Here is a 20,253-nt window from a genome sequence, read left to right as displayed (position 1 = left end):
ACCAATTGCCAGTTAAAAATATGAAAAATAATTAGAATTTTCTCATTTTAATTTGCACTTTTTCTTGACATAGCACCAATTTATAGGAAAGCATTTTACATGGTTCGCAATTTAAAAACTCAACGATGATTCCATAAGAAATTATAATAATTCATTTAGAATTGTGTAACTGATTGCTTCACGAATAACCTTTTTTATTTGCCTTGCATTTTTAAAGTGCGATATATTTCCTACCAATTTTTCTAGCACCTTTTGCTTGTCAATTATTTTTTGCTCAGAAATATCTAACAAGGAGTATTGCTTAGTGAACTCTATTTTAAGGATTTCATTTATCCCGTCTATTGATATATTGTCGAATTTTATAATTTCGTCAAATCTTGAATAAATTGGATCTCCCAACTTATTTCTAATATCATCTTCTGATAAATAATTAGAAGTGCATATAATAATTGCATTTTTAATTTCTACATGATAGTTTTTATCGTCATAAATACCTTCATCGAAAAGTTGGTAGAATGCACTATGAAAAACAGGATTTGGTTTATCAAATTCGTCAAGGAGAATTATGTTTGATTCTCGCTCTAACAATTCTCTCGCAAAGCAGTTTTGTGAATGTTTACCGCCAAATAAATAAGTTGCAAAATCGTTGCTTTGAAACATTGAAAATTGTTTTCTAAATAAATCTTCTGACATTAATTCACTAAGAAACTTTGCAGTCTCAGTCTTACCTACTCCTGTTGGACCATAAAATAACATAACTAAAGGTTTCGAAAGTCGATTCATAGCTAAAGGATACAATGCAGATAAGAGTTGCTGTTTGGCTTTGTTTTGTCCAATGATTCTATTTCCATATTCTTTATTAACACGTTTTAACAGATCAAAATTCATTGTGTTATACTTGAAGCTTTCAGTCTTGAATTTCAGACCTAATTTTTCCATCTGTTCCACAATGTAAACAGGAGGATTTTGAAGATATATTTCCTTAATATCGTATTCTGAAAGGAAAGGAAAAAAGCTTTGAATTGCATTCTCAGATATTCCAGCATAATCATCTGAATATGCAATCAAACACCTTATTACTTCTTTTGCTTTTGATGCTGAGTCATCAATCTCTTCTTCAGATTGAACGCCCTTTTGAATAAAAGTAAATATACGTCTACTTGCATCATTCTTTATCGCTAATTGGACTAATGTCGTTTTTTCCTTCTTCTTTGGCAACTTGCTTGTGAAATACTTTTTAGGCCCATAGAATACATAAATCATTTATTAACACCTGCGAAGATAACGTCATATACTTTAATCCCATCGTCTTGCTTTTCTTCACCCATAATTTGATAACCATTGATTTCTTTGTTGAATTGAGAAAATTCTGATTGCATCGCTAAACTGCTTTCTGGAATAATACCAACTTCAATTGCATGATAGCATAGGCGCATTTTAACCAAATCAGAAATGCTATAATTATTACGAAACGCTTTAATGTTAAATCTTAAAACAGACTTGATTCCGGATTGATCAGCGATTAGCTCATAATATCCCCTTCCACTTTCAAGAGCTTTATCCATCATGGCCACATTTAGTTTCATATCAGACCCAATATCAACTTTTCCTTCGGTCATAATCATATATGGAGTTAACATTTTGTAAAATGCGAAGGATTCCGGGTAAGGATATAGCAAACAATCTTTAAACTCAATTATATGTCTGTTTTGCTTATCTTGAGTATCAACTAGTGATAAATAATCAGTCAAAATTGTATTAGAAATTGCTTTGCTTATGATGGTATTTCCTTCTCTTGCAACCTCAGCACGTGTATCAGCATTTGCAGAGGCTGATAAAAATGAGAAAAATTTAAATTTAGCTTCTGCCTTTGCCTCAGCCTTAGCTGCAAGAGCGGTGGACTTTGAAACGATGTGATCCTTTTTTTCATCAACCTTTCCACCTTCACATATGTATATGTAATCTGTGGCTGATCCCTCATCAAAATATACTACTTTAATAATCATAAGATTTTCTCCTCTGTATCATTATGGACATTTATATTTGCAATACGAAAGCGCATACCAAGCAGGCAAATGTAATTATATTCCATATTGCTGTTTGCGCTTTTCATGATTTTACTGTGAGTTAAAATCGTTTATCTCTACTGATAGGCCGGAATAGATGGAAAACAGGCTATTCAAATAAAATGGGAGTTATTTGCCTTTGATATAATAATAGCACTATAGATTTACGATGTCACGCTATGCAATTCAAAAAATTATTAAGGATTTTTCATCAAATGAACAAAAAAGATGCCGGAAATCTGCTCCCAAATTTCCGGCCCGTCAATGTCACTGCATCCGCCTCATTTCGTTACGAAGCATCCGTTTGATTTTGTCGCTCATGGTTTCCTGGCTGGTGGCGCTGAAATGAATTTTAACCCGGTAGGTGGTCTTGCCGATTTTTTTCACCAGTGCGGGACGCTCGTCCTCCTGGGTAGGCAGCGGAACCGCACTGTCGGCAGAGTTTATATTGATAGCCTTTTCATTGCTCATCAATAGCTCCTTCTCGCCCGTTTGGACAGATAGCGTGGGCAAGTCCATCACGACAGCCCGGAAACTCTGCTTGCATTCGCGGGCGCGTTTCCGGTAAAGCGGATTGTATGTCATACGGTTTCGAGGGTTTAAGAAGAACTGCCATTCCAGCTTGCGCTTTTTGCTCATTCTCGGCATAAAAATCCCTCCTTTCGCTGTTGCGATTGATAGACGGATTTTCTGTAGGTTTTCGGTGTTGTTTCCGGGAAAAATCGGCTCTGTAAGCCCTGCCTGTGCGTGGAAGGATATCCGGGTAAGGGTGGAATAGATGAACGGAAAGCGTCGTGATTCGGTATCATTTCGGAGCGGTTGTCAGCGTCACATGCTCACTTCCTCTGGAATCGAAATATTTTGTCATTTTATGTGCACTGTATTGTATATTTCGTGCGATTGGCATATAATATATAAAGATGAAGGAGATGATCTTATGGCTGACACGAATACCACCAATATCAGCATCCGCATGGATTCCGACTTGAAAGCGAAGGCGGACGCCCTTTTCGCGGAATTAGGGATGAACCTTTCCACGGCGTTCAATATCTTCGTCCGTCAGTCGCTCCGAGAAGGACGGATTCCTTTTGATATTTCGCTCAATCAGCCGAACGCCGAAACGATTGCGGCGATGCTGGAAGCGGAAAGGATTGCGAAAGACCCGAACGTGAAAGGGTACACGGATTTGGATCAGCTTTTCGCAGACCTGAAAAAATGAAATACACCGTCAAATTCACCTCGAAGTTCAAGAGGGATTACAAGCTCGCTATCAAGAGGGGCTATCCGATCAAGTTGCTGGAAGAAACCGTTTCGCTGATTGCGAACGGAAAAGCGCTTCCCGAAAAGTATATGGATCATGCCTTATCCGGGAATTGGACTGCATACCGGGACTGCCACATTCAAGGTGACTGGCTTCTGCTCTATCGGATTGAGGACGATGTGCTCGTCCTGACCTTAGCCCGAACCGGCACCCATGCAGACCTGTTTGGAAAATGAAGCGACACCGTATAGGGAAACCTGTACGGCATTTTTTATCGCTCTGGCTCCTGATGCCGATCTCTGGATTTTTCAGACCGAGCAAGTTCGTCGGCGATCTTGCGGGATCTTCTTGACCGCAAAATTAATTTCTATGTACACCAAATTTTACGTTGAATTTTACGAAAAATAAGGATATAGTATGAAATAGGAGGTGTTTAAGATGCCGAATATCAAACCAGTGTCCGATCTGCGCAACTACAACGAAGTCCTGCGGGATATTGCGGTCGGTGAGCCGGTCTACCTGACGAAAAACGGCCGGGGCCGCTACGCGATTGTTGACATTGAAGAATATGAAAAGCTGAAAGCCTCACTGAAGCTCCTGTCCCAGCTTGGCAAAGGAGAGCAGTCTGGCAAGGAAAAGGGCTGGCTGAACATAGAGCAGGTGCAAGCCTTTTTGGAGCAGGAGAATGGCTGAACTCCGTGTTTCCCCGGAAGCGGCCAACGACCTGTGGGAGATTCGGAAGTATATTGCCGGCCAGTTGGACGCGCCGGCCGCCGCCCAGAAGCTGGTGTCCCGCATTCTGCAATCCATGCGCAGGCTGGCGGATTTTCCAAAGAGCGGCCCGGCTCTGTCCTCCGTGCTGAACGTCGAAACCGATTACCGGTTTCAGGTATGCGGGAATTACCTGATTTTTTACCGACTGGAACAACAGACCGTTTATATCATCCGCGTCCTGTACGGAAAGCGCAATTACATGAAACTACTGTTTGGGGAGCAGCCGCCACAGACGACCGACAACTGAATCTGTCCATCCGTAAGCAGCGCCGTATGGGGAAACCTGTACGGCATTTTCTATCGCTCCGGCTCCTGCCCCCGATGTCTGGATTTCTCCAACCGGGCGAGCTCGTCGGCGGTTTTGCGGATTTTTTCCACGGCCTGAATATCCTCGCGCATGGCTTTCATTTGCTGATACATGGTCTTTTCACGGGCGGTCAGGCGCTCCGCTTCGGCCCGCCATTCCTTCGGCGCAATCCTCTCGCCGGACGCTTTCAGCCCGTCCAGATACCGCGCGGCGGCGTCATACAGAAGCAATTCCGTCTGGTGCGCGTCCCGGTACGTTTCCCTCACTTTCGGTTTCATGGTTGCAAGGCGCTGGCGGAAAACCTTGTTTTCGGCATACTGCTTCCACATGGAAAGCCTTTTGTTTAGTTGGTCGATCTGCCGCCCGATGGCCGCAATCTCGCCGCGCAAAGTGTAATACTGCGTCTGCATGGCGGTCACTTTTGCGTAAAGCTCCGGCATGGAGGAAATGCCGTTTTCCTGCAAAAAGTTGAATAGGACGGCGCTCTCCTTTAACGCCTTTACCTTGCCGTACCGGGTTGTCGGTTTGGCTGCGGCCTGCGCCTGTTGAAGCTGTTCCCAGATGCTCCGCTTTTCTTCCGGCTTCCCCGCCTGTTCCTTCGTCCAGTTGTAAAGCCGGGTGATTCGGGCCTTGATTTCTTTGAGAAGCCGGTTCTGCGCGGCAATCTCCCGGTTGACCGCGCCCTTCTCGGTGGGGATGCCCCGGCGCTCCATCTGTGTGGCCGCGATGCCCATGTGAACGGTCGGAATCTTTTCAATGCCCTGCCGGGCATAGCTGCGGTGGTCGATGCGCTGCGGCAATTCTTTCTGTTCCAACGCCCGATTCGCATACGCGTCCCACGCCGCCCTTTTTCGTATAATCGTGCGTGATGCCGTCCCACTCGTTCGTGAGCTTTTCGCCGCTACGGTAAGCGGCGGCGACCACGGCGCTCCGGCCCTGACTGCGTTTGATAATTTTGATGCTGCAATGGTAGATGGCCGTGATTCCTCTGGCCCCCTTTCGATGGATAGATGGATATAATAAAACATCATGCCGGGGCGGATTCTCCGTAGAGAATGCGACGCGGCATGAGGTTGCGCAAAGAGTTGGGGGAACGCAGCTCCCCATCGCGTCCGAAGGACGCAACGCAGGGCTCCCGGCAAAGCCAGCGCAGCGGGTTTGCCGGGAAAAGGAGGAACAAGAGAGCGTGTGAAATCCTCGCCGTTAGGCGGGGATGGAACGAAGCGGACTATGCGACGACGCGCGCACGGCACCCGTAAGGGTGTATAAGTGCGCCCTTCGGGACTGGCGGCTACTCCGTGCCCCCGGTGGAGCGCCGTAATGTTTGCAGAAATGCCTTGACCTGTTCGCCCATCATGGGGGCGGTTTCGGGAAAGACGGATTCCAGAATGGCCCCGCGCTCGATAAGGCGGTGCGTTCGGTTTTTTCTCTCCGCGTCGGCTTTCCGGTTCAAGAGGATTTTCTGCCGGTTTTCAAACTGACGGATTTTTTCACGAATGGCTTCTTGCTCCTGCTTTGGTGTTGACATGACTTTTATCACTCCATCCACTTTTTCTTCTCAAAGTAGCGTCTGAGGTTCTTCACGCCTTTCTTTACAGAATTGCAAACGACGCTGCCGGTCACTCCCTCGGCACGGGCAATGTCCACTTTTTTCATGCCGAGAATGTAATGCGCATAAACGCGCCGTCTTTGAATCGGCGGAAGATGGTCAAGAGCTTCGTAAAGCTGTTGCATCGAAACCTTTTGCAGAAGGATTTCTTCCGGCGACGGTTCCCGGTGAAGCATGTCGTTTTCAATTCCGTCGCCGTTATCGAGAGAATAATAGGCTTTGTGATACCATGTTCGATGGTTGTAATTATTTTCCTTCCGCTTCGCCAGCAAAAACGCCTCGGCAACTTCGTCGCTAACCTCGACGAAACAGTCTTCCGTGAGGAACGGATAATATTTGCGCAGATTGATGATAGGCACAAGGCAAAACCTCCCGACAGCAAAAGGGGCAGACAGTGTAAAACTGCCTGTCCCTTTTGCCTATGTGATAGGGCAAAAGTCCTTCACACGGTTAGCCTGAAAATGGGCTTTCGATCACCCTGTCTGCAAAGCGCGCTTCACCTTTTTTCTGACCGCTTCGATGCTTCTCAGAACAGCGGATTTCGAGCATCCGCAGATGTTTCCGATTTGGGAACAGCTCAAGCCTTCCAAAGCGAAAAGCAGGAAACGCTTGCGTTGTTTCTCCGTACAGTTTGCCAGTGCCGTCGTGATTTCCAATAAGGTTTCCTTGTGACAAAGCCATTGCTCAGGCGTTTCGTAGTAGCTCCTGCTGCATTCGTGAGCGACGATGTACTCGTCAAACTCGCGCCCGTCCCAATGGCGGCGCTGTTCATGAAACAGGTTTTCGGTTTTGTGAGCAGCGCGGTCGAGATATGTACCGACTTCAACGGACACTTCCACCGATGCGGTCTGCTCGTGAACTTTAATATGTACTTCCATGATTTTTTCCGTCCTTTCCGAATTGGTTGAAAATTTACGGAAAGGACGGTGGGCGGCGAACGGCAATGGAATGAAAGCCCAGCTGTAAACAAAAAAATACCCGATGGGAGAGTATCCCAAAGGGCAAGCGGTAACTGATATTTTCTGTTGGTATAGATTGAAAAAAGGTCGGAATTATCCTTTGAAAGATTTACACTTTTTTTGAAGGATCAACACCAGTTAAGTAAAGGCTGATGTCCGCTGGTCACGCCCGGCCGCTTTGAAGCGGCCAGTGAAATCCCGATGCAATTCGGCTAAGCATGGAAAAATCCTCCAAGCCCATGAGCTTGGAGGATTCCTATTCAAAATAAGGCATGAGATTAACCCCACCAAGCCCGTGTTTTTTTGTTTGGCGGGATATCCTCTGTCAAAAATTATTGACGGTGTACTGATTTGCTTTTAATGAATAGCACCGACAAAATCAGAACTATTCCCACTGAGATTAGCCAATACTTGTCCGACATGTTCCCCGACGACATAGAGAACAGATACAGCTTTCCAAAATATTTTTTCCCTCCGAACAGGTTGAGCATGTAATAGACCATTGGGGCCATATATCCGACGATTAAAGTATCACTTATCCCATAAATAAATAATCCCAAAGCGCCGAGAAAGATACTACTGGAAAACGTACCGAAAACGGCAGAGGCAGGACTAACGGTGCAGCCGTTGCCTTTCATATAAAGCACGAACGCTGCAATCAGTGCCAACATGCTGAGCAAGGCAATGCCGATCCGAATGCTGTAAACAAAAACTGAGGCAGTGGCTTTCGATTCCACCACATCCCGGACACTTCCACTCTGTTCGGGCAGAAAGACAGGCATAAGTATAATGATTCCAATCAGCGAGACAAACATTTCAAGCGGTACTGCCGCTGTTTTCGCGTCAACATTGGCCGTTCCGAAAACGAATGGCGTCAGAAGAAGGAGCAGAACCGACAGAATAAAATGCGGGAGGAAATTATGCCGCAGATTTGACACGGCGATGCTTCGGATTTTTTCGGAAGCCGAGATGCACATTCCATTTCCCCCTCCTTTTTCGTTCATAAACCACAATGGTGCCGACAATCAGAATCAGGGAAAAGGCGGTGTAGATAACGCGGTTCCAAAGAAGGATGGAAAAGTTGTCAAGATAGACCTGCGTATTTCCAACCGTGTTGTGTCGAAGAATCAGATCCCAGCCGTACCCGCCGTCGATGTGGGAAACGCCCGAAAACAGCCCCAGAAACCACCAAATGCCCTGAACCACGATTCCAATCGGCGTATCGGTCAACTCCGTCATCATCGTACCTACTGATGCAGATACCATCAGCGTCGGCAGGAGCCAGCCGAAAGAATATCCGATAAATGCCAACCAGTGGAGTTCGAAGCCGGGATATTCCGCCGTGATCTGAGCCGTGGCAAATATAGCAAGCAGAATAACCGGCAGAAACAAAATTATAATTTGGGCGATATACCGAGTCAGCACAATTTTTGCCGATGAAATCCTGCGCGAATAGATCAGATCCCGCATTCCGGTCCTGCGGTCTTTCATTCCGGATGCTACGGCTAAAAACACTGGAAACAGGGCAAGCACAATTCCGAGATAATCGCAAAAATAGCGGGCGTAAGCCCCGGTAATACCGTCTTTCTTTACAATGTCATTGTATTCGGAGAGTGCGTCTTCATAGCTTTTCGAGACCTTGCCAAAGCGTGATAAGTAGGTGTCACCGTAAAAGGAACCGCTGCCAATCAGCTTATCCGCTTGCCGCATCAGCGTATGGAACTGGTCTGCCGTCAAATTCGATTTTACCGTACCAATCGATGAATCCGTGGTTTTATCGGCTTCTTCTGTGCCGGAGCTGCCAATCGAGTAACTTCCGTCCTCGTTTTTTGTCATGTTGCCGCCGTTTACCGTCAAAGCAGAAGAAACATCCTTCATTGCATTCAAAAACTGCTCTGCCGAATTCCCGGTTAACTCCGAAAGAACGCTTGCCATTTCCCGCTGCTGACCGGCGTTCAATTTGACATTTTTATAAAATCCGATGGGGTATGCCGTATAGGAGTTAAGCACAAATTCACCATAAAGACTTTTCACGGCGGCAGGCTCAACAATTTTAAGATCGTCGGATATTTTCGTGCCGTAGCTTGACTTACCCGGCTGAGGCTTTTCTACTTTTACGAAATCAGACTCATACTGAGCAATAAAGAACAGAAGCAAGACGACCACATAGACAAGAAATGGGATGCTGCGGATAATCTTCTTACATTCTTTGAAAAAAAGCGAGTTTTTCAAGAAGGATCACCTCCAAGAAATTGCTTTGGGGTGCCGTTTCTATGCATACAGAGGAAATAGGCGTCTTCAATCGTCGGAGAGCAGGCAACTGCGTTTTGCTGAGGCGTATTGTCCGCAAGCAGGCGGACCGATACTTTCCCTTTCTGCGTATGAATTCCCGTGACAAGATAGTTTTCTTTTAACGCCTGCAACCCTTTTTGCGGAGCAGATACCGTGAAGACCTTGTTCTCTGCTGTCTCCACGAGTTCGCTTGTCAGCCCCGTAAAAAGCAGCTTTCCCTCATCCAAAATGGTGATCTTTTCACAGGCGGCTTCAATGTCTTCCACAATATGGGTGGACAGAAGGACAATCCGGTTTTCGGCAAGCTCGCATAGCAGATTTCGGAATCGGACGCGTTCCTCCGGATCAAGCCCGGCAGTCGGCTCATCCACGATAAGCACCCTCGGGTCATGAAGAATTGCCTGCGCAATCCCGAGTCTGCGTTTCATACCGCCGGAAAGTGCTTTTACCTTCGTTTGGCTGTTGTCCTGAAGGTTGACTTTTTGAAGGAGTTCGGGAATACGCTTTTTTCTGGTCGGCCCGTCAAGTTCGGACAACACACCGAGATAATCCATCGCTTCGTATACCGTCATGCCGGGGTACATGGAAAAATCCTGCGGCAGATAGCCGACCATACGCCGGACTTCCTTTGCTCTTTCCACAGGTATGCCGCAAATGGTAACTGATCCGCCGTTTTTGTGTAAAAGGGTGGCAAGAATTTTCATGAGCGTTGTTTTGCCCGCGCCGTTTCGGCCAAGTAGGCCGAACATGCCCTGACCGATCGACAGACTGACACCATTCAGGGCCTGTCTTTTTCGATAGGTCTTCTTGAGATTGCAAATTTCAATCCTATTTTCAACCATAAAAAATACTCCCCTTGTTTTGGATTACAAGGGAAGTATAAATTGCAAATTCCTACTTTTTATCAACTTTTCGTTTCCCGGCACAAAAAACTTGCGGTGACACACGCGCCGCCTTTTTCTCCATTCTGGAGTTTCAATTGTCCACCGTGCTTTTCGCACAAGTCTTTGCAGATAGTAAGCCCCAGTCCGAAATGGTTGCCGTCGGAAGATTCCTTATTTCTGTAATAAGGTTTCGGCGCTTGTTTTAAGTCCTCTGCTGTAAAGCCCGGTCCATCGTCTTCCACTGTGATGGAAAGCACCTCATGTTCATAACGGCATCGGACGGAAACGATATCCTTGGCATACTGAGCCGCATTGGATAAAAGATTTTCAAGAACACGTTGAACAATGGACAAGTCCAGCAAGACTTTGCAGTCGGAAACTTCATTATGAAAATCAAGGATTCGTCCGGATTCCTGAATGAGAACACGAGCTGAGTTTTGAAATTGTTCCATAAAAGAAGCAGTCGCCACCGGCTCCGATGATGCTTTAATATCCTCCAGCCTTTGTACTTCGCCCATTGTTTGAACATAGCGGTCAAGGCGGTCAATTTGGCCGGACATCGTTGAAACCGTGGAGAGCAGCTTCTGCTCACTGATTTTACCTTGAGGAACATACGCCTTGAGAAAATCCGTATAACCCCGCAGTACGGTCAAGGGGGTACGCAGGTCATGCGAAAATGCGGCGTTCAGCCGTTTGCGTTCTTCAATTGCCCGCCATAGCTCCCGATTGTTTTCAAGGAGTGCCGCCCGCATTGTTTCAAACGAGGCGCAGAGCCGTCCCATTTCATCCCTGCTGTCATAACTCAAATTGAAATCGAGGTCGTCTCCGGCTATTTTTCCTGATGCTTCGCTTAACAGTTCAATCGGTTTTTTCAACTTGTTCCGATAGAAGAGAAGCGCAGATGCGATAATACACATTCCAAAATACAAGGGAATCGACCAGATTTGAACAATACTGCAAGCTGTAACAATCGCCCTGTCTTGGGATGTATAGTCCGTATTTGAAGGGGAAACAATCGAGACCTTTCCTCGCCCATTTTGAAGGGTATATTGTTCACTGGAATCAAGGTATTTGTAATTGACGTTGCTTTCAATTCTGTCTGCAACACGGATGGTAATAGAGCTAAGCAATGTAGCAAGCAGAAGGAACAGGAGCATGTACAGCATAAATACTTTTTTAACGGAAAGGTTGTGGATTGTCCGCTTTATCCTACCCATTTATACCCCACTCCCCAAACTGTTTCAATATAGGATTTTTCACTTACCGCCGCGAGCTTGGAACGGATTCTGCGGATATGTTCCGCGACGACAGAACTGTCGCCTTCACTGTCGTAGCCCCATATCCGCTCGTAAATACGTTCCCGGTCAAATACCTGACCGCTATTCATGGACAGCAATTCAATAATATCAAACTCTTTTTTTGCAAGTATAATCGGTTGATTGGCACAGGTAACAGTGCGGGAAGTGTAATCGATGGAGAGGTCGCCCGTGAATTTTGTCTTTGCAGCGATCTGATGCCTTTCTTCCCGGCGCAGATGCGCGGCGACCCGCGCGCCAAGCTCGTCGATACTGAATGGCTTGACGATATAGTCGTCTCCGCCGACACGAAAACCGTTTATTTTATCCGAATCCTCCACTTTGGCCGTCAGAAACAAGATTGGACAGTTCACGAAATTCCGAATACGGGTGCAAACTTCAAACCCATTTCCGTCCGGCATATTGATATCGAGCAGGATGAGATCCGGATTCTTTTCTGCCTGTTTGAGCGCCTCCGACCCGCTTGCTGCCGTCAGCACTTCATACCCGTTTATCTCAAAATAATCGCGCAGAAGGTTTACAATATCCGATTCATCATCGGCTATCAAAAGTTTAGCCATATTTTTCACCACCCGGCCTATTGTACCGTATGAATTTCTACTTTTTATCAACTTTCATTATATCCGGATTGGTTATGGCATTCAAATCCTTATCCATGAATTTTATGAATAACCAAAATTTTCATAAATAAGAATGCCTCCTTCCCTGAATCTAATGAGCTGACGTCATAGTTGCGGGAACAAGTTTCCGCGGCTCTACTTTCGGTGGATTGCTGACGGGGATAAATACACCCTTAGCCATGTCCTCGGCGCGCAGAGCCGCTTTTTGGGCCTCCATTTTCTGCCGCTTCCCGCTCTTTATCCGTTCCTCGTATTCCCGCTGTTTGCCGTCGGCCTTGCGGCGCAAGTAGTTGCGATGCAGCCTGTCCCGGCGTTCCTCTTTTTTGCGTACTGCCTCCTGTTCCTCCGGGGTCAGGCTGACTTCTCCAAAGTGGGGCGGCACATACTTACCCACGAAATTGAAATAGATGTCCACCTCCTGCGTGGTATCCTGACAGCCCTTTCGGTCTCTCTCATGAACAACAATTTTTTCCACAAGCTCATTAAGCATGGTCAAGCTCATTGAGCATGGTGGTGGTCAGGGTATTGAAGTTTTCATACTTGTCGATCAGGGCAATGAATTTCTCTGCGGACTGCTGCTTGCGCTCATAGCCGGAAACAGTCTGCTCCAGTTTTTCGATTTCGCCGGAAAGCTCGTCCTGCTCGTCGGCGTACCGTGCGTCAAGGGTGGCGAAGCGCGCCTCCGGCAGCTTGCCGAGGACTTTATCCTCATAGATTTGGCATAACAGCTTTTCCAGTTCTTCCGAGCGCTTTTTGGCCTCTGCCAGCCGCTTCTTTTTCTTCGCAATGCTGCCAGACTGCTGGGCAACCTGAGCATCTTTTACCGTCTGGATAAATTCGGCCCGGTCGTTCTTGGAATACGCCGCGATGGCGCGGAGCGTATCGGAAATTAAGGTCATTACAACGTCGGCGTTGATACGGTGCGCAGAGTGGCAAAACGTCCCGACAGGGATTTTACTGTACCGGGAGCAGGTATACTGCGGAATGCGCTTGCCGTTGTTGGTGCGGTGGACATACATCTTGCCGCCGCAGTCGGCGCAGTACATCAGGCCGGTCAGGGGATGCGTCTCGCCCCAACCGTCCGGGTAACGCCGAACATTGGAACGAATGCGTTGAACATTGTCAAAGGTTGCCTGGTCGATGATAGCCTCATGGGTGTTCTTGAAAATTGTCCACTGGCTTTCATCGACGTAGTGGCTTTTCTTGTCTTTGAAATACTTACGGGTTTTGAAGTTGACCGTATGACCGAGGTACTCACGTTTTTTGAGGATATTGACGATGGTGGAGGACCCCCAGCCGTAAATATCCTTGAATGTCTTGTTTTTGTTTACGCCCTCGCCGTGCCGCGCCAAATGAACGGCGGGAATTTCCACCTTGTCGGCGGTCAACCGCTGGGCGATCTGATAGGGGCCGTGCCCGTCCATCGTCATGGCGAAGATGTGGCGCACGACAGCGGCGGCTTCTCCATCCACAATCCATTGCTCTCGTTTTTCGTCCGCCCATAAGTACCCGTAAATGACCGTGCCGGTCAGGTGCTTGCCGGTCATACCCTTGGCCTTGAAAACGGATTTAATTTTCCGGCTGGTATCTCTCACGAAAAATTCGTTCATGATGTTCCGGAAGGGAGTAAAATCATCGTCGTCTTGGGCGCTGTCCACGCCGTCGTTGACGGCAATCAGCCGGACATTCTTCTGCCGCAGAATCTCCATGATCTGGCCGACTTTGAGATAATCGCGCCCCAAGCGACTCATATCTTTCACAATGACAGCTTCCACCTGCCCGGCCTCGACTTCCTCCATCATGGCCGTGAATCCCGGTCGGTCGAACCGGGTTCCGCTTATGCCGTCGTCGGTGAAATGGGTCGGGCGCGGAAAGCCGTTTCTCCGGGCATATTCCTCCAGCATTTGCTTCTGGTGGGATATGCTGTTGCTTTCGCCCTGTAACTCGTCGTCGCGGGACAACCGTTCATATAATGGGGTGATTTTACCGGTACTCATGTGCGCGCCCTCTCTGTATGTAAAAATGCTCTAAGCAGCCTCACTAACCATGACAAAAATCATGATAAATAAGCCTCTTAGAGCATATAACACCAGTAATAAAGAAAAGTTTATTCATATTTTGAAAGAATACTCTTTAAAAAGGACAGCTTATGTTCAAGCAAATCATTGCTGTCTGCTTCAACTATAAGTCTGAGATAGGGCTCCGTATTGGATGGCCTTACATTAAACCACCAGTTTTTAAATTCGATTCTATAACCGTCAAAATCGTAAAAGGCCGTAGGCTCCTCAATCGATACAGTATCATCTCTAAGCTGTTCCATCGCTTTTATTTTCTGTTTTATTTTAAAATTGATTTCTCCTGAATTAGGATATTTTCTTATGCTATTGATAATATCGGAAAATTTTATTCCTTCTTTTTTCAAATCCAGCAGTACATTTAGCACTATAAGGCTTGCCAAAATGCCGGAATCGCAATTATAAAAATCCCTGAAATAATAGTGGCCTGCAAGCTCTCCTCCGAATATCCCGTTTATTTCCCTGAGCTTAACTTTTGCAAAGGCATGACCCACCTTCCACATGTATGGAGTACCTCCAAGGGACGATATGTATTCCGAAACCGACTTTGATGTTCGTATATCATGGAGAACATAACCCTTTTCTTTTTTTAGATAATATTTCCCTATAACTCCGATTATAAGATCGGGCGGCACAAATCTTCCAAGATTATCAATAAATACAACCCTGTCGCCATCGCCATCGTATACGATTCCTATATCCGAATTATTTTTTATAACTTCATCTTTCAAATCTTTCACGTTTTTTTCGATGAGAGGATTCGGCTCATGGTTTGGAAAAGAGCCATCCATCGTATCATATATGTACACCGGCGATTTACCCAGAATATCTTTAACTATCAATGAAGTCATGCCGTTTGAACAATCGACGCATATGTTCAATTTTGAAATATCGGGCACATAATGCCTTAAAAAATTAATATATTCATCTTTTACATCAAATTTATTGATTTTACCTTTTTTGTTTTCGGAAGTTATATCATGATTCCGAACCATCTCTTCTAATTCCTTTAAGCCGGTATCATATCCTACAGGCAGTGCTCCCTTTTTTGAAATTTTAAATCCGTTATACTCCTTTGGATTGTGCGATGCCGTTATCTGTACCGATGCATAAAAACCATGGCTTGCCGTAGCATAATATACCATCGGAGTTGTAGACAGGCCGACATCATATACATCAGCCCCGCTGTCCGTTATGCCCTCACATAAATACTTCAATATCTCGTCTGAAGATAGCCTGCAATCACGGCCTACAAGCACCTTATCAGCGTTTAAAAGCTTTGGAATAAAATAGCCTATTTTATATACCTCATCTTTATCAAAATCTTTTCCAAATATACCCCTAATGTCATATGCTTTGAAAATGCCCAATTCAAACCACCTCCTGGTCATTTACAGTATTTATATCCCAAGGTAAATTACCGGGGATTTTTTATTCTACATAAAAATCCGGTTTTTTATTGAAGAAGAATACGCCTACTCCTCCGATGCCAAGATGACTTCCAAGCACACTTCCAATTTTATTTATTATTACCTTCTTGTCTCCTAACTTATCTTTTATTGCATCTATTAAAGCTTGAGCAGTTTTTAAATCATCCGCATGGCTGATACCTATAACCTGATCAGGAAAATTTTTGATTCTTTCTTCCACAATATCTACAATGGCGCTCAATGCCTTTTTCTTTCCCCTTACCTTTTTAATGACTTCCATTATGCCGTCATTTACGTCCAATATAGGCTTTACATCGAGTATATTGCCGATCATTCCGGCAGCCTTGCTTATTCTTCCACCTTTTATAAGCCAACTTAAATCAGTTATTGTGAATATATGTTCGACATGGTCCCTTAAATCGAATATGCTTTTCAGTATCTGCTCAAACTTTTGACCATCTTTTATAAGCTTTGCAGCCTGTAATGCTATAAGCCCCGTACCTGTCGAGCCACCCTTGGAATCAATAACTTCCATCTTTATCTGCGAGTATTTTTCTTTAAGCTCCTCTATTATTAATGAAGCCGTCTGGAAGGTCCCCGAAAGCTTCGATGAAAAAGCAAGATAAAAAAAATTGTATCCCTTTATACAGTATTCCCCAAACAGGTTATACATGTCTGCAGGACTTGGCTGAGATGTCTTTGGTATAAACCCGTTTCGCATCGCATCATATACCTTATCCACCTGCATTGTAACCTTGTCTATATATTCCTTCCCGTTTATGGATATTCTAAGAGGCAGCATTTTTATATCATACAAATCCATAATGTCCTGCGGTAAGTCGCATGTGCTGTCTACTATAATTTTTATCATCCAAAATACACCTCTGATTCATAAATTGTGTCATATTTGCAAGCTTTACATTTAAATTATATACTTTCCTTAATATAATTTAAACATATCATTTCTTTTCACTTCGATTCGCAATATGAACTTATGTTATTTTGAACACTCATTCGCCAGATTCAAGTTTTGTAAGTTCTTTTCAATCATGAATATACAGAAAGACCTTTGAGGTATCCTGAAAAAATAATAGAAAGTTGTCTTAAAATATATGAGGAGGGCTCTTGAAAGGCAAATCAATTTTGCCGAAGTGGTAAGTATTTTATCAACAATATAGAAATTATAAGATATGAACACGCTTTTTATATGTTAGTTATTCACCCGTGCACTTTACAATATAGTTTATTTCATCTTGTTTTGTTTTATCTATTACATGTTCGGTAACTTTATAGCCATATGTAATTTTCTCTATAAATTCGTAAGCTCTATCCAGGTTGGTTCGGAGAACCAAGTAATATAGCATCCCCCAATATGGCAGAATTTCTGCCATATTGGGATTGATGCAAATATGCCTGACTCTGCAAGCTTAAAGCGTTTACGACGTGGATATTTATATCTTACTGTGCTTAAGCTATATGCATTTTCTAATATATGGCTTGTTGATTTCCCAGAGGTCATTAAGTATTTTTTCAGCGGCATCCGTGTTGTTCACAACGGGGTCAATCAGCAATGTCTGAAGCGCCATCTCCTTGGAACCATTGACGGCCGCATCTACAGCCATCTGCTGCACTCCGACCTGGACAGTGCAAAGCCTTGCTATCGCTGGCGGAAGGCTGCCTACCCTGATCGGATGGATCCCACCTGCATCCAGCATTACCGGAACTTCAACGGCTGCGTCTGCAGGAAGGTTGGTGATTGCTCCATTGTTATATACAATTCCCGACTCTATGGTCATCTTTTTATTGTTAAGTATTCCCGTAACTACATGTATAGACCTTTCCTGGGAACGTGAAAGCCAGTCACCAAGCGGTTTTTTACCTGATGTTCTTAACGCTATTTCTTTTGCCATATCAACCCTGTTCTTTGCATCCCAGTCAAAATCGTAGCCTTTCTCTCCGGCTTCCCAGCCATAAGCTAAATATTCGCCTATATGGTCGTCGCTGCAGGACGGATATTTTCCGAAAGCCCTGAACATCTTCCTTGAAAGAGGCATGAACGTCGGGTCAAAATCTTTACTCTTTTCTCTAAGCAGAGGATACAAATCCTTACCCGTTACCTTGTCTCTTATTTCGAGGAGCCACTGGAAGTGGTTAAGTCCTGCCGCCCATACGTCTATATCATCTTTATTCAATCCCATAATACGTGCTACATCGTTCTGTCCCATAAACACTCCATGGCAGAGTCCCATGGACTTTATGCTCGAATATCGTCCAAGTGTCAGCACAATACGGCTTTCAGGATTTGAGAAGTTTATAAAGTACGCATTAGGACACAGCTTTTCCATATCCCTTACTATGTCCAAAACCATAGGAATGGTGCGCATTGTAAAGAATAATCCGCCAGGTCCGCCATTTTCTCCGAGAGTATGGCGTATCCCATATTTTTTAGGTATCTCAAAGTCGTACTTCCAGAGCTTGCACCTCTCGATTGCAATCGAACTTATCACAAACTCCGCACCCGGCAATGCCTTTCTTCTATCCATAGTGGCTTCGATCTTCAATCCTGATTTTGAAGCTTCATTCATCTTTAACGCAAGATCATACATCCTTTTCAGGTTGTCCCCGTCGATATCCACCAGGGCCAGAGTGCTGCCTTTAAGCTCGCCGCATGAGAATATATCCTGAAATGTACTCAAGCCAAAGCTCATGCTGCCTGCGCCAATAAATACTATTTTTGTAGTGTTCATCAATTATCTCTCCCTTTTATATAATATTTATGCAATACTTGATTGCCATTCCTTCAAAAAATCAACTATCTGCTTTTTATTCGGGCTGTAGCCGTTTTTAACATAAAACCCTGATGCCGCATTACCCAGTTCCAAAGAGGATGTCACATCGAGTCCCATCAACTGGGCTATGCATAAACCAGCGTTAAAGTTGTCACCTCCTCCTGTTGAAATCTTAGGCTCCTGTATATAGAAGTTATCGACTTTGCAACTCCCTTTTTTTGTCCATGCTGCGGAGCAATCCCTTGGATGGATAATCAATATGTCTGCTCCGACTCTCTCAAATATTTTATCTCCTGCATAAGACAATTCCGTATATCTTTCATCAGGGTATAATGCCTCAAATACAATTTTTGATTCATTTTCATTCATGCTTAGGATAACCTTGCAATGTTTTGAGAACCTGCCTATAATGTCCACTGCATTCCTTATATCCTCTTTATGCCGCTTTGAGCAATCCGCCAGGTCAAAATACATTATCTGGTTTTTATCAGGTATGTGATCGACCATAACTTCATTTAATATGCCTTTCCAGATGCCGCTGGAGTTTTCGACTTCACTCCAGTTTACCATACCCAAGATGTTGCTGTTTTGTGAGAAAAACTTCAGCTTATCCAATCCAACAGCTGCTTTTACGCTGCTCCATGTTATATCCTCAACCGATTTCATTTGCGCAAGCATTATCTTACCGTCGTTAAATTCCAAAGCCATTGTATATCCCGGATCTGCTACACTGTATAATGTACAGTTATTCCGGGTCATTTTTTTAAATTCATCCAGTATTTCAGGATACCCCATAGCTCCAATACAGTTTACCCTGACTCCCAATGTCCCCAGGGCATTGGCAAATATTGGCATATTGCCTCCGATTTTACTTAATTGTTTTTTAAGCTCAATGGTACAGCTTTTGCCTTTTTTTGATGTCAGATATGTACCGAATTCGTCTATTTGATGGAACAGGGTAAAGTTATCCTTATCCTTTTTACTTCTAATAACGTGTACGATACAATCTATAAAACCATCAAACCCTATAGTGGCTTCTTTGCTATTCAATAAAAATCCCCTGCTGCTGATGCTGTCTATAGCATTTTGTATATCCCTCTTCATGTAAGCATTCCTTCCATACAATTTTAAATAAGATAGCTATATATCAAGCATTGAAGCAGCATCTTTATCCAGAAATAAATAGCAGTTTTTATGCTGCTGCAAAATGCTTGCGGGAATTTTATTGGTAACTTCACCCTTAACTACTTTTCTTATTATTTCGGCTTTCTTTGTGCCGTTTGCAATGAGAATCGCACATTTTGATTCCATCAGGTGCTTTATTCCAAGAGTGATCCCCATCTCGAGATTGGTCTTTTCTTTGAAATACTTCTGCCCTACATTCCTGGTTACAGGATCAAGTTTGACCACATGAGAATATGAGTCAAAAGATACGCCCGGTTCGTTAAGTCCTATATGGCCGTTCATCCCTATACCTACAAGCATTAAATCGATCGGGCCGTTGTTTTTAATATAATCATCGACTCTCCTGCATTCTGCTTCAAGGCTATCCGCGCAGGCATCAAAGAAAACTATTTTTGATTTTTTTACAGCCAAAGGAATAAATAAATTATTATAAACATAATTTTTGCAGCCGCCCTCATCGTTTTCATCCATTCCAACCCATTCATCGAGGCCTACGAATGTGCAGCCGCTAAAAGACACCTTGCCTTCTTTTGAAAGCCTAACCATATTTTTAAACGTCCCGGTCGGGGTATCGCCTGCGGCTAAGCAAAGATGCGCATCTGTTTTTTTCTTTACAAAATCGGCTATAAACTCTGCGGTCTTTTCCGACAACTCATCATAATCTTTAAAAACATTTATATTCATAA

Annotated in this window: 21 protein-coding genes and 2 pseudogenes; 4 read left to right on the top strand and 19 right to left on the bottom strand. The window is 44.5% G+C overall.

The features are described 5' to 3' along the window. Window positions 1-141 precede the first annotated feature (141 nt). The 3 genes from QME45_11770 to QME45_11760 form a co-directional block, all read right to left on the bottom strand. On the bottom strand, window positions 142-1,263 hold the full coding sequence (locus QME45_11770) for an AAA family ATPase (protein ID MDI6619329.1): 1,122 nt from the start codon (window positions 1,261-1,263) through the stop codon (window positions 142-144). Further along, complete coding sequence (locus QME45_11765; protein MDI6619328.1) at window positions 1,260-2,006, bottom strand: DUF6414 family protein; 747 nt, start codon at window positions 2,004-2,006, stop codon at window positions 1,260-1,262. Before QME45_11765 ends, QME45_11770 begins: the two co-directional genes overlap by 4 nt. A 327-nt stretch (window positions 2,007-2,333) precedes the next feature. Then, window positions 2,334-2,537 (bottom strand): transposon-encoded TnpW family protein, encoded by a 204-nt coding sequence (locus tag QME45_11760; protein MDI6619327.1) that lies wholly within the window; start codon window positions 2,535-2,537, stop codon window positions 2,334-2,336. 466 nt (window positions 2,538-3,003) lie between these two features. Here QME45_11760 and QME45_11755 point away from each other — a divergent pair, with 466 nt between their 5' ends. From QME45_11755 to QME45_11740, 4 genes are all read left to right on the top strand, one after another. Next, window positions 3,004-3,285, top strand: a complete 282-nt coding sequence (locus QME45_11755; GenBank protein ID MDI6619326.1) for a type II toxin-antitoxin system RelB/DinJ family antitoxin — start codon at window positions 3,004-3,006, stop codon at window positions 3,283-3,285. Then, entirely contained in the window at window positions 3,282-3,563 is a 282-nt protein-coding gene (locus QME45_11750; protein ID MDI6619325.1) for a type II toxin-antitoxin system YafQ family toxin, read from the top strand. Before QME45_11755 ends, QME45_11750 begins: the two co-directional genes overlap by 4 nt. 202 nt (window positions 3,564-3,765) lie before the next feature. Further along, window positions 3,766-4,020: a type II toxin-antitoxin system prevent-host-death family antitoxin gene (locus QME45_11745; protein ID MDI6619324.1), complete on the top strand. Its 255-nt coding sequence runs from the start codon at window positions 3,766-3,768 to the stop codon at window positions 4,018-4,020. After that, window positions 4,013-4,348, top strand: a complete 336-nt coding sequence (locus tag QME45_11740; GenBank protein MDI6619323.1) for a type II toxin-antitoxin system RelE/ParE family toxin — start codon at window positions 4,013-4,015, stop codon at window positions 4,346-4,348. Before QME45_11745 ends, QME45_11740 begins: the two co-directional genes overlap by 8 nt. 50 nt (window positions 4,349-4,398) lie before the next feature. Here the strand turns inward: QME45_11740 and QME45_11735 are convergent. The 16 genes and pseudogenes from QME45_11735 to QME45_11660 form a co-directional block, all read right to left on the bottom strand. Continuing rightward, window positions 4,399-5,392, bottom strand: a pseudogene (locus QME45_11735) (MobA/MobL family protein). Window positions 5,393-5,699: 307 nt separating this feature from the next. Further along, complete coding sequence (locus QME45_11730) at window positions 5,700-5,936, bottom strand: DUF3847 domain-containing protein (protein ID MDI6619322.1); 237 nt, start codon at window positions 5,934-5,936, stop codon at window positions 5,700-5,702. Between the two features lie 8 nt (window positions 5,937-5,944). Then, entirely contained in the window at window positions 5,945-6,376 is a 432-nt protein-coding gene (locus QME45_11725) for a sigma factor-like helix-turn-helix DNA-binding protein (protein MDI6619321.1), read from the bottom strand. A 114-nt stretch (window positions 6,377-6,490) separates the two neighbouring features. Then, complete coding sequence (locus QME45_11720) at window positions 6,491-6,895, bottom strand: sigma-70 family RNA polymerase sigma factor (protein MDI6619320.1); 405 nt, start codon at window positions 6,893-6,895, stop codon at window positions 6,491-6,493. Window positions 6,896-7,308: 413 nt separating this feature from the next. Continuing rightward, window positions 7,309-7,953, bottom strand: a complete 645-nt coding sequence (locus tag QME45_11715; GenBank protein MDI6619319.1) for a hypothetical protein — start codon at window positions 7,951-7,953, stop codon at window positions 7,309-7,311. Beyond that, window positions 7,895-9,208: an ABC transporter permease gene (locus QME45_11710; GenBank protein ID MDI6619318.1), complete on the bottom strand. Its 1,314-nt coding sequence runs from the start codon at window positions 9,206-9,208 to the stop codon at window positions 7,895-7,897. The genes QME45_11715 and QME45_11710 overlap by 59 nt, the downstream gene beginning before the upstream one ends. Continuing rightward, entirely contained in the window at window positions 9,205-10,110 is a 906-nt protein-coding gene (locus QME45_11705) for an ABC transporter ATP-binding protein (GenBank protein MDI6619317.1), read from the bottom strand. The genes QME45_11710 and QME45_11705 overlap by 4 nt, the downstream gene beginning before the upstream one ends. Window positions 10,111-10,172: 62 nt before the next feature. Then, entirely contained in the window at window positions 10,173-11,369 is a 1,197-nt protein-coding gene (locus tag QME45_11700) for a HAMP domain-containing sensor histidine kinase (GenBank protein ID MDI6619316.1), read from the bottom strand. Next, a complete protein-coding gene (locus QME45_11695) occupies window positions 11,357-12,028 on the bottom strand; it encodes a response regulator transcription factor (protein MDI6619315.1) in 672 nt (223 codons plus the stop codon). Before QME45_11695 ends, QME45_11700 begins: the two co-directional genes overlap by 13 nt. A gap of 151 nt (window positions 12,029-12,179) precedes the next feature. Further along, a pseudogene (locus QME45_11690) lies at window positions 12,180-14,085 on the bottom strand (recombinase family protein). Window positions 14,086-14,195: 110 nt separating this feature from the next. Further along, window positions 14,196-15,533, bottom strand: coding sequence for a phosphomannomutase/phosphoglucomutase (locus QME45_11685; protein MDI6619314.1), 1,338 nt, complete (start codon window positions 15,531-15,533; stop codon window positions 14,196-14,198). Window positions 15,534-15,594: 61 nt separating this feature from the next. Continuing rightward, the gene (locus QME45_11680) at window positions 15,595-16,464 is read right to left on the bottom strand and encodes a DegV family protein (GenBank protein MDI6619313.1); all 870 of its coding nucleotides are present in this window, start codon (window positions 16,462-16,464) and stop codon (window positions 15,595-15,597) included. A 343-nt stretch (window positions 16,465-16,807) separates the two neighbouring features. Next, window positions 16,808-16,957 (bottom strand): hypothetical protein, encoded by a 150-nt coding sequence (locus QME45_11675; protein ID MDI6619312.1) that lies wholly within the window; start codon window positions 16,955-16,957, stop codon window positions 16,808-16,810. Window positions 16,958-17,065: 108 nt separating this feature from the next. Then, complete coding sequence (locus tag QME45_11670; GenBank protein MDI6619311.1) at window positions 17,066-18,340, bottom strand: hypothetical protein; 1,275 nt, start codon at window positions 18,338-18,340, stop codon at window positions 17,066-17,068. Window positions 18,341-18,367: 27 nt separating this feature from the next. Continuing rightward, window positions 18,368-19,486: a hypothetical protein gene (locus QME45_11665; protein MDI6619310.1), complete on the bottom strand. Its 1,119-nt coding sequence runs from the start codon at window positions 19,484-19,486 to the stop codon at window positions 18,368-18,370. Between the two features lie 36 nt (window positions 19,487-19,522). Further along, on the bottom strand, window positions 19,523-20,253 hold a 731-nt coding region (locus QME45_11660), incomplete at its 5' end, for a glucosamine-6-phosphate deaminase (GenBank protein ID MDI6619309.1).

The organism is Clostridiales bacterium (assembly GCA_030016385.1).
Classification (GTDB): Bacteria; Bacillota; Clostridia; order Clostridiales; family Oxobacteraceae; genus JASEJN01.
This window is presented reverse-complemented; position numbering and strand designations above follow the sequence as displayed.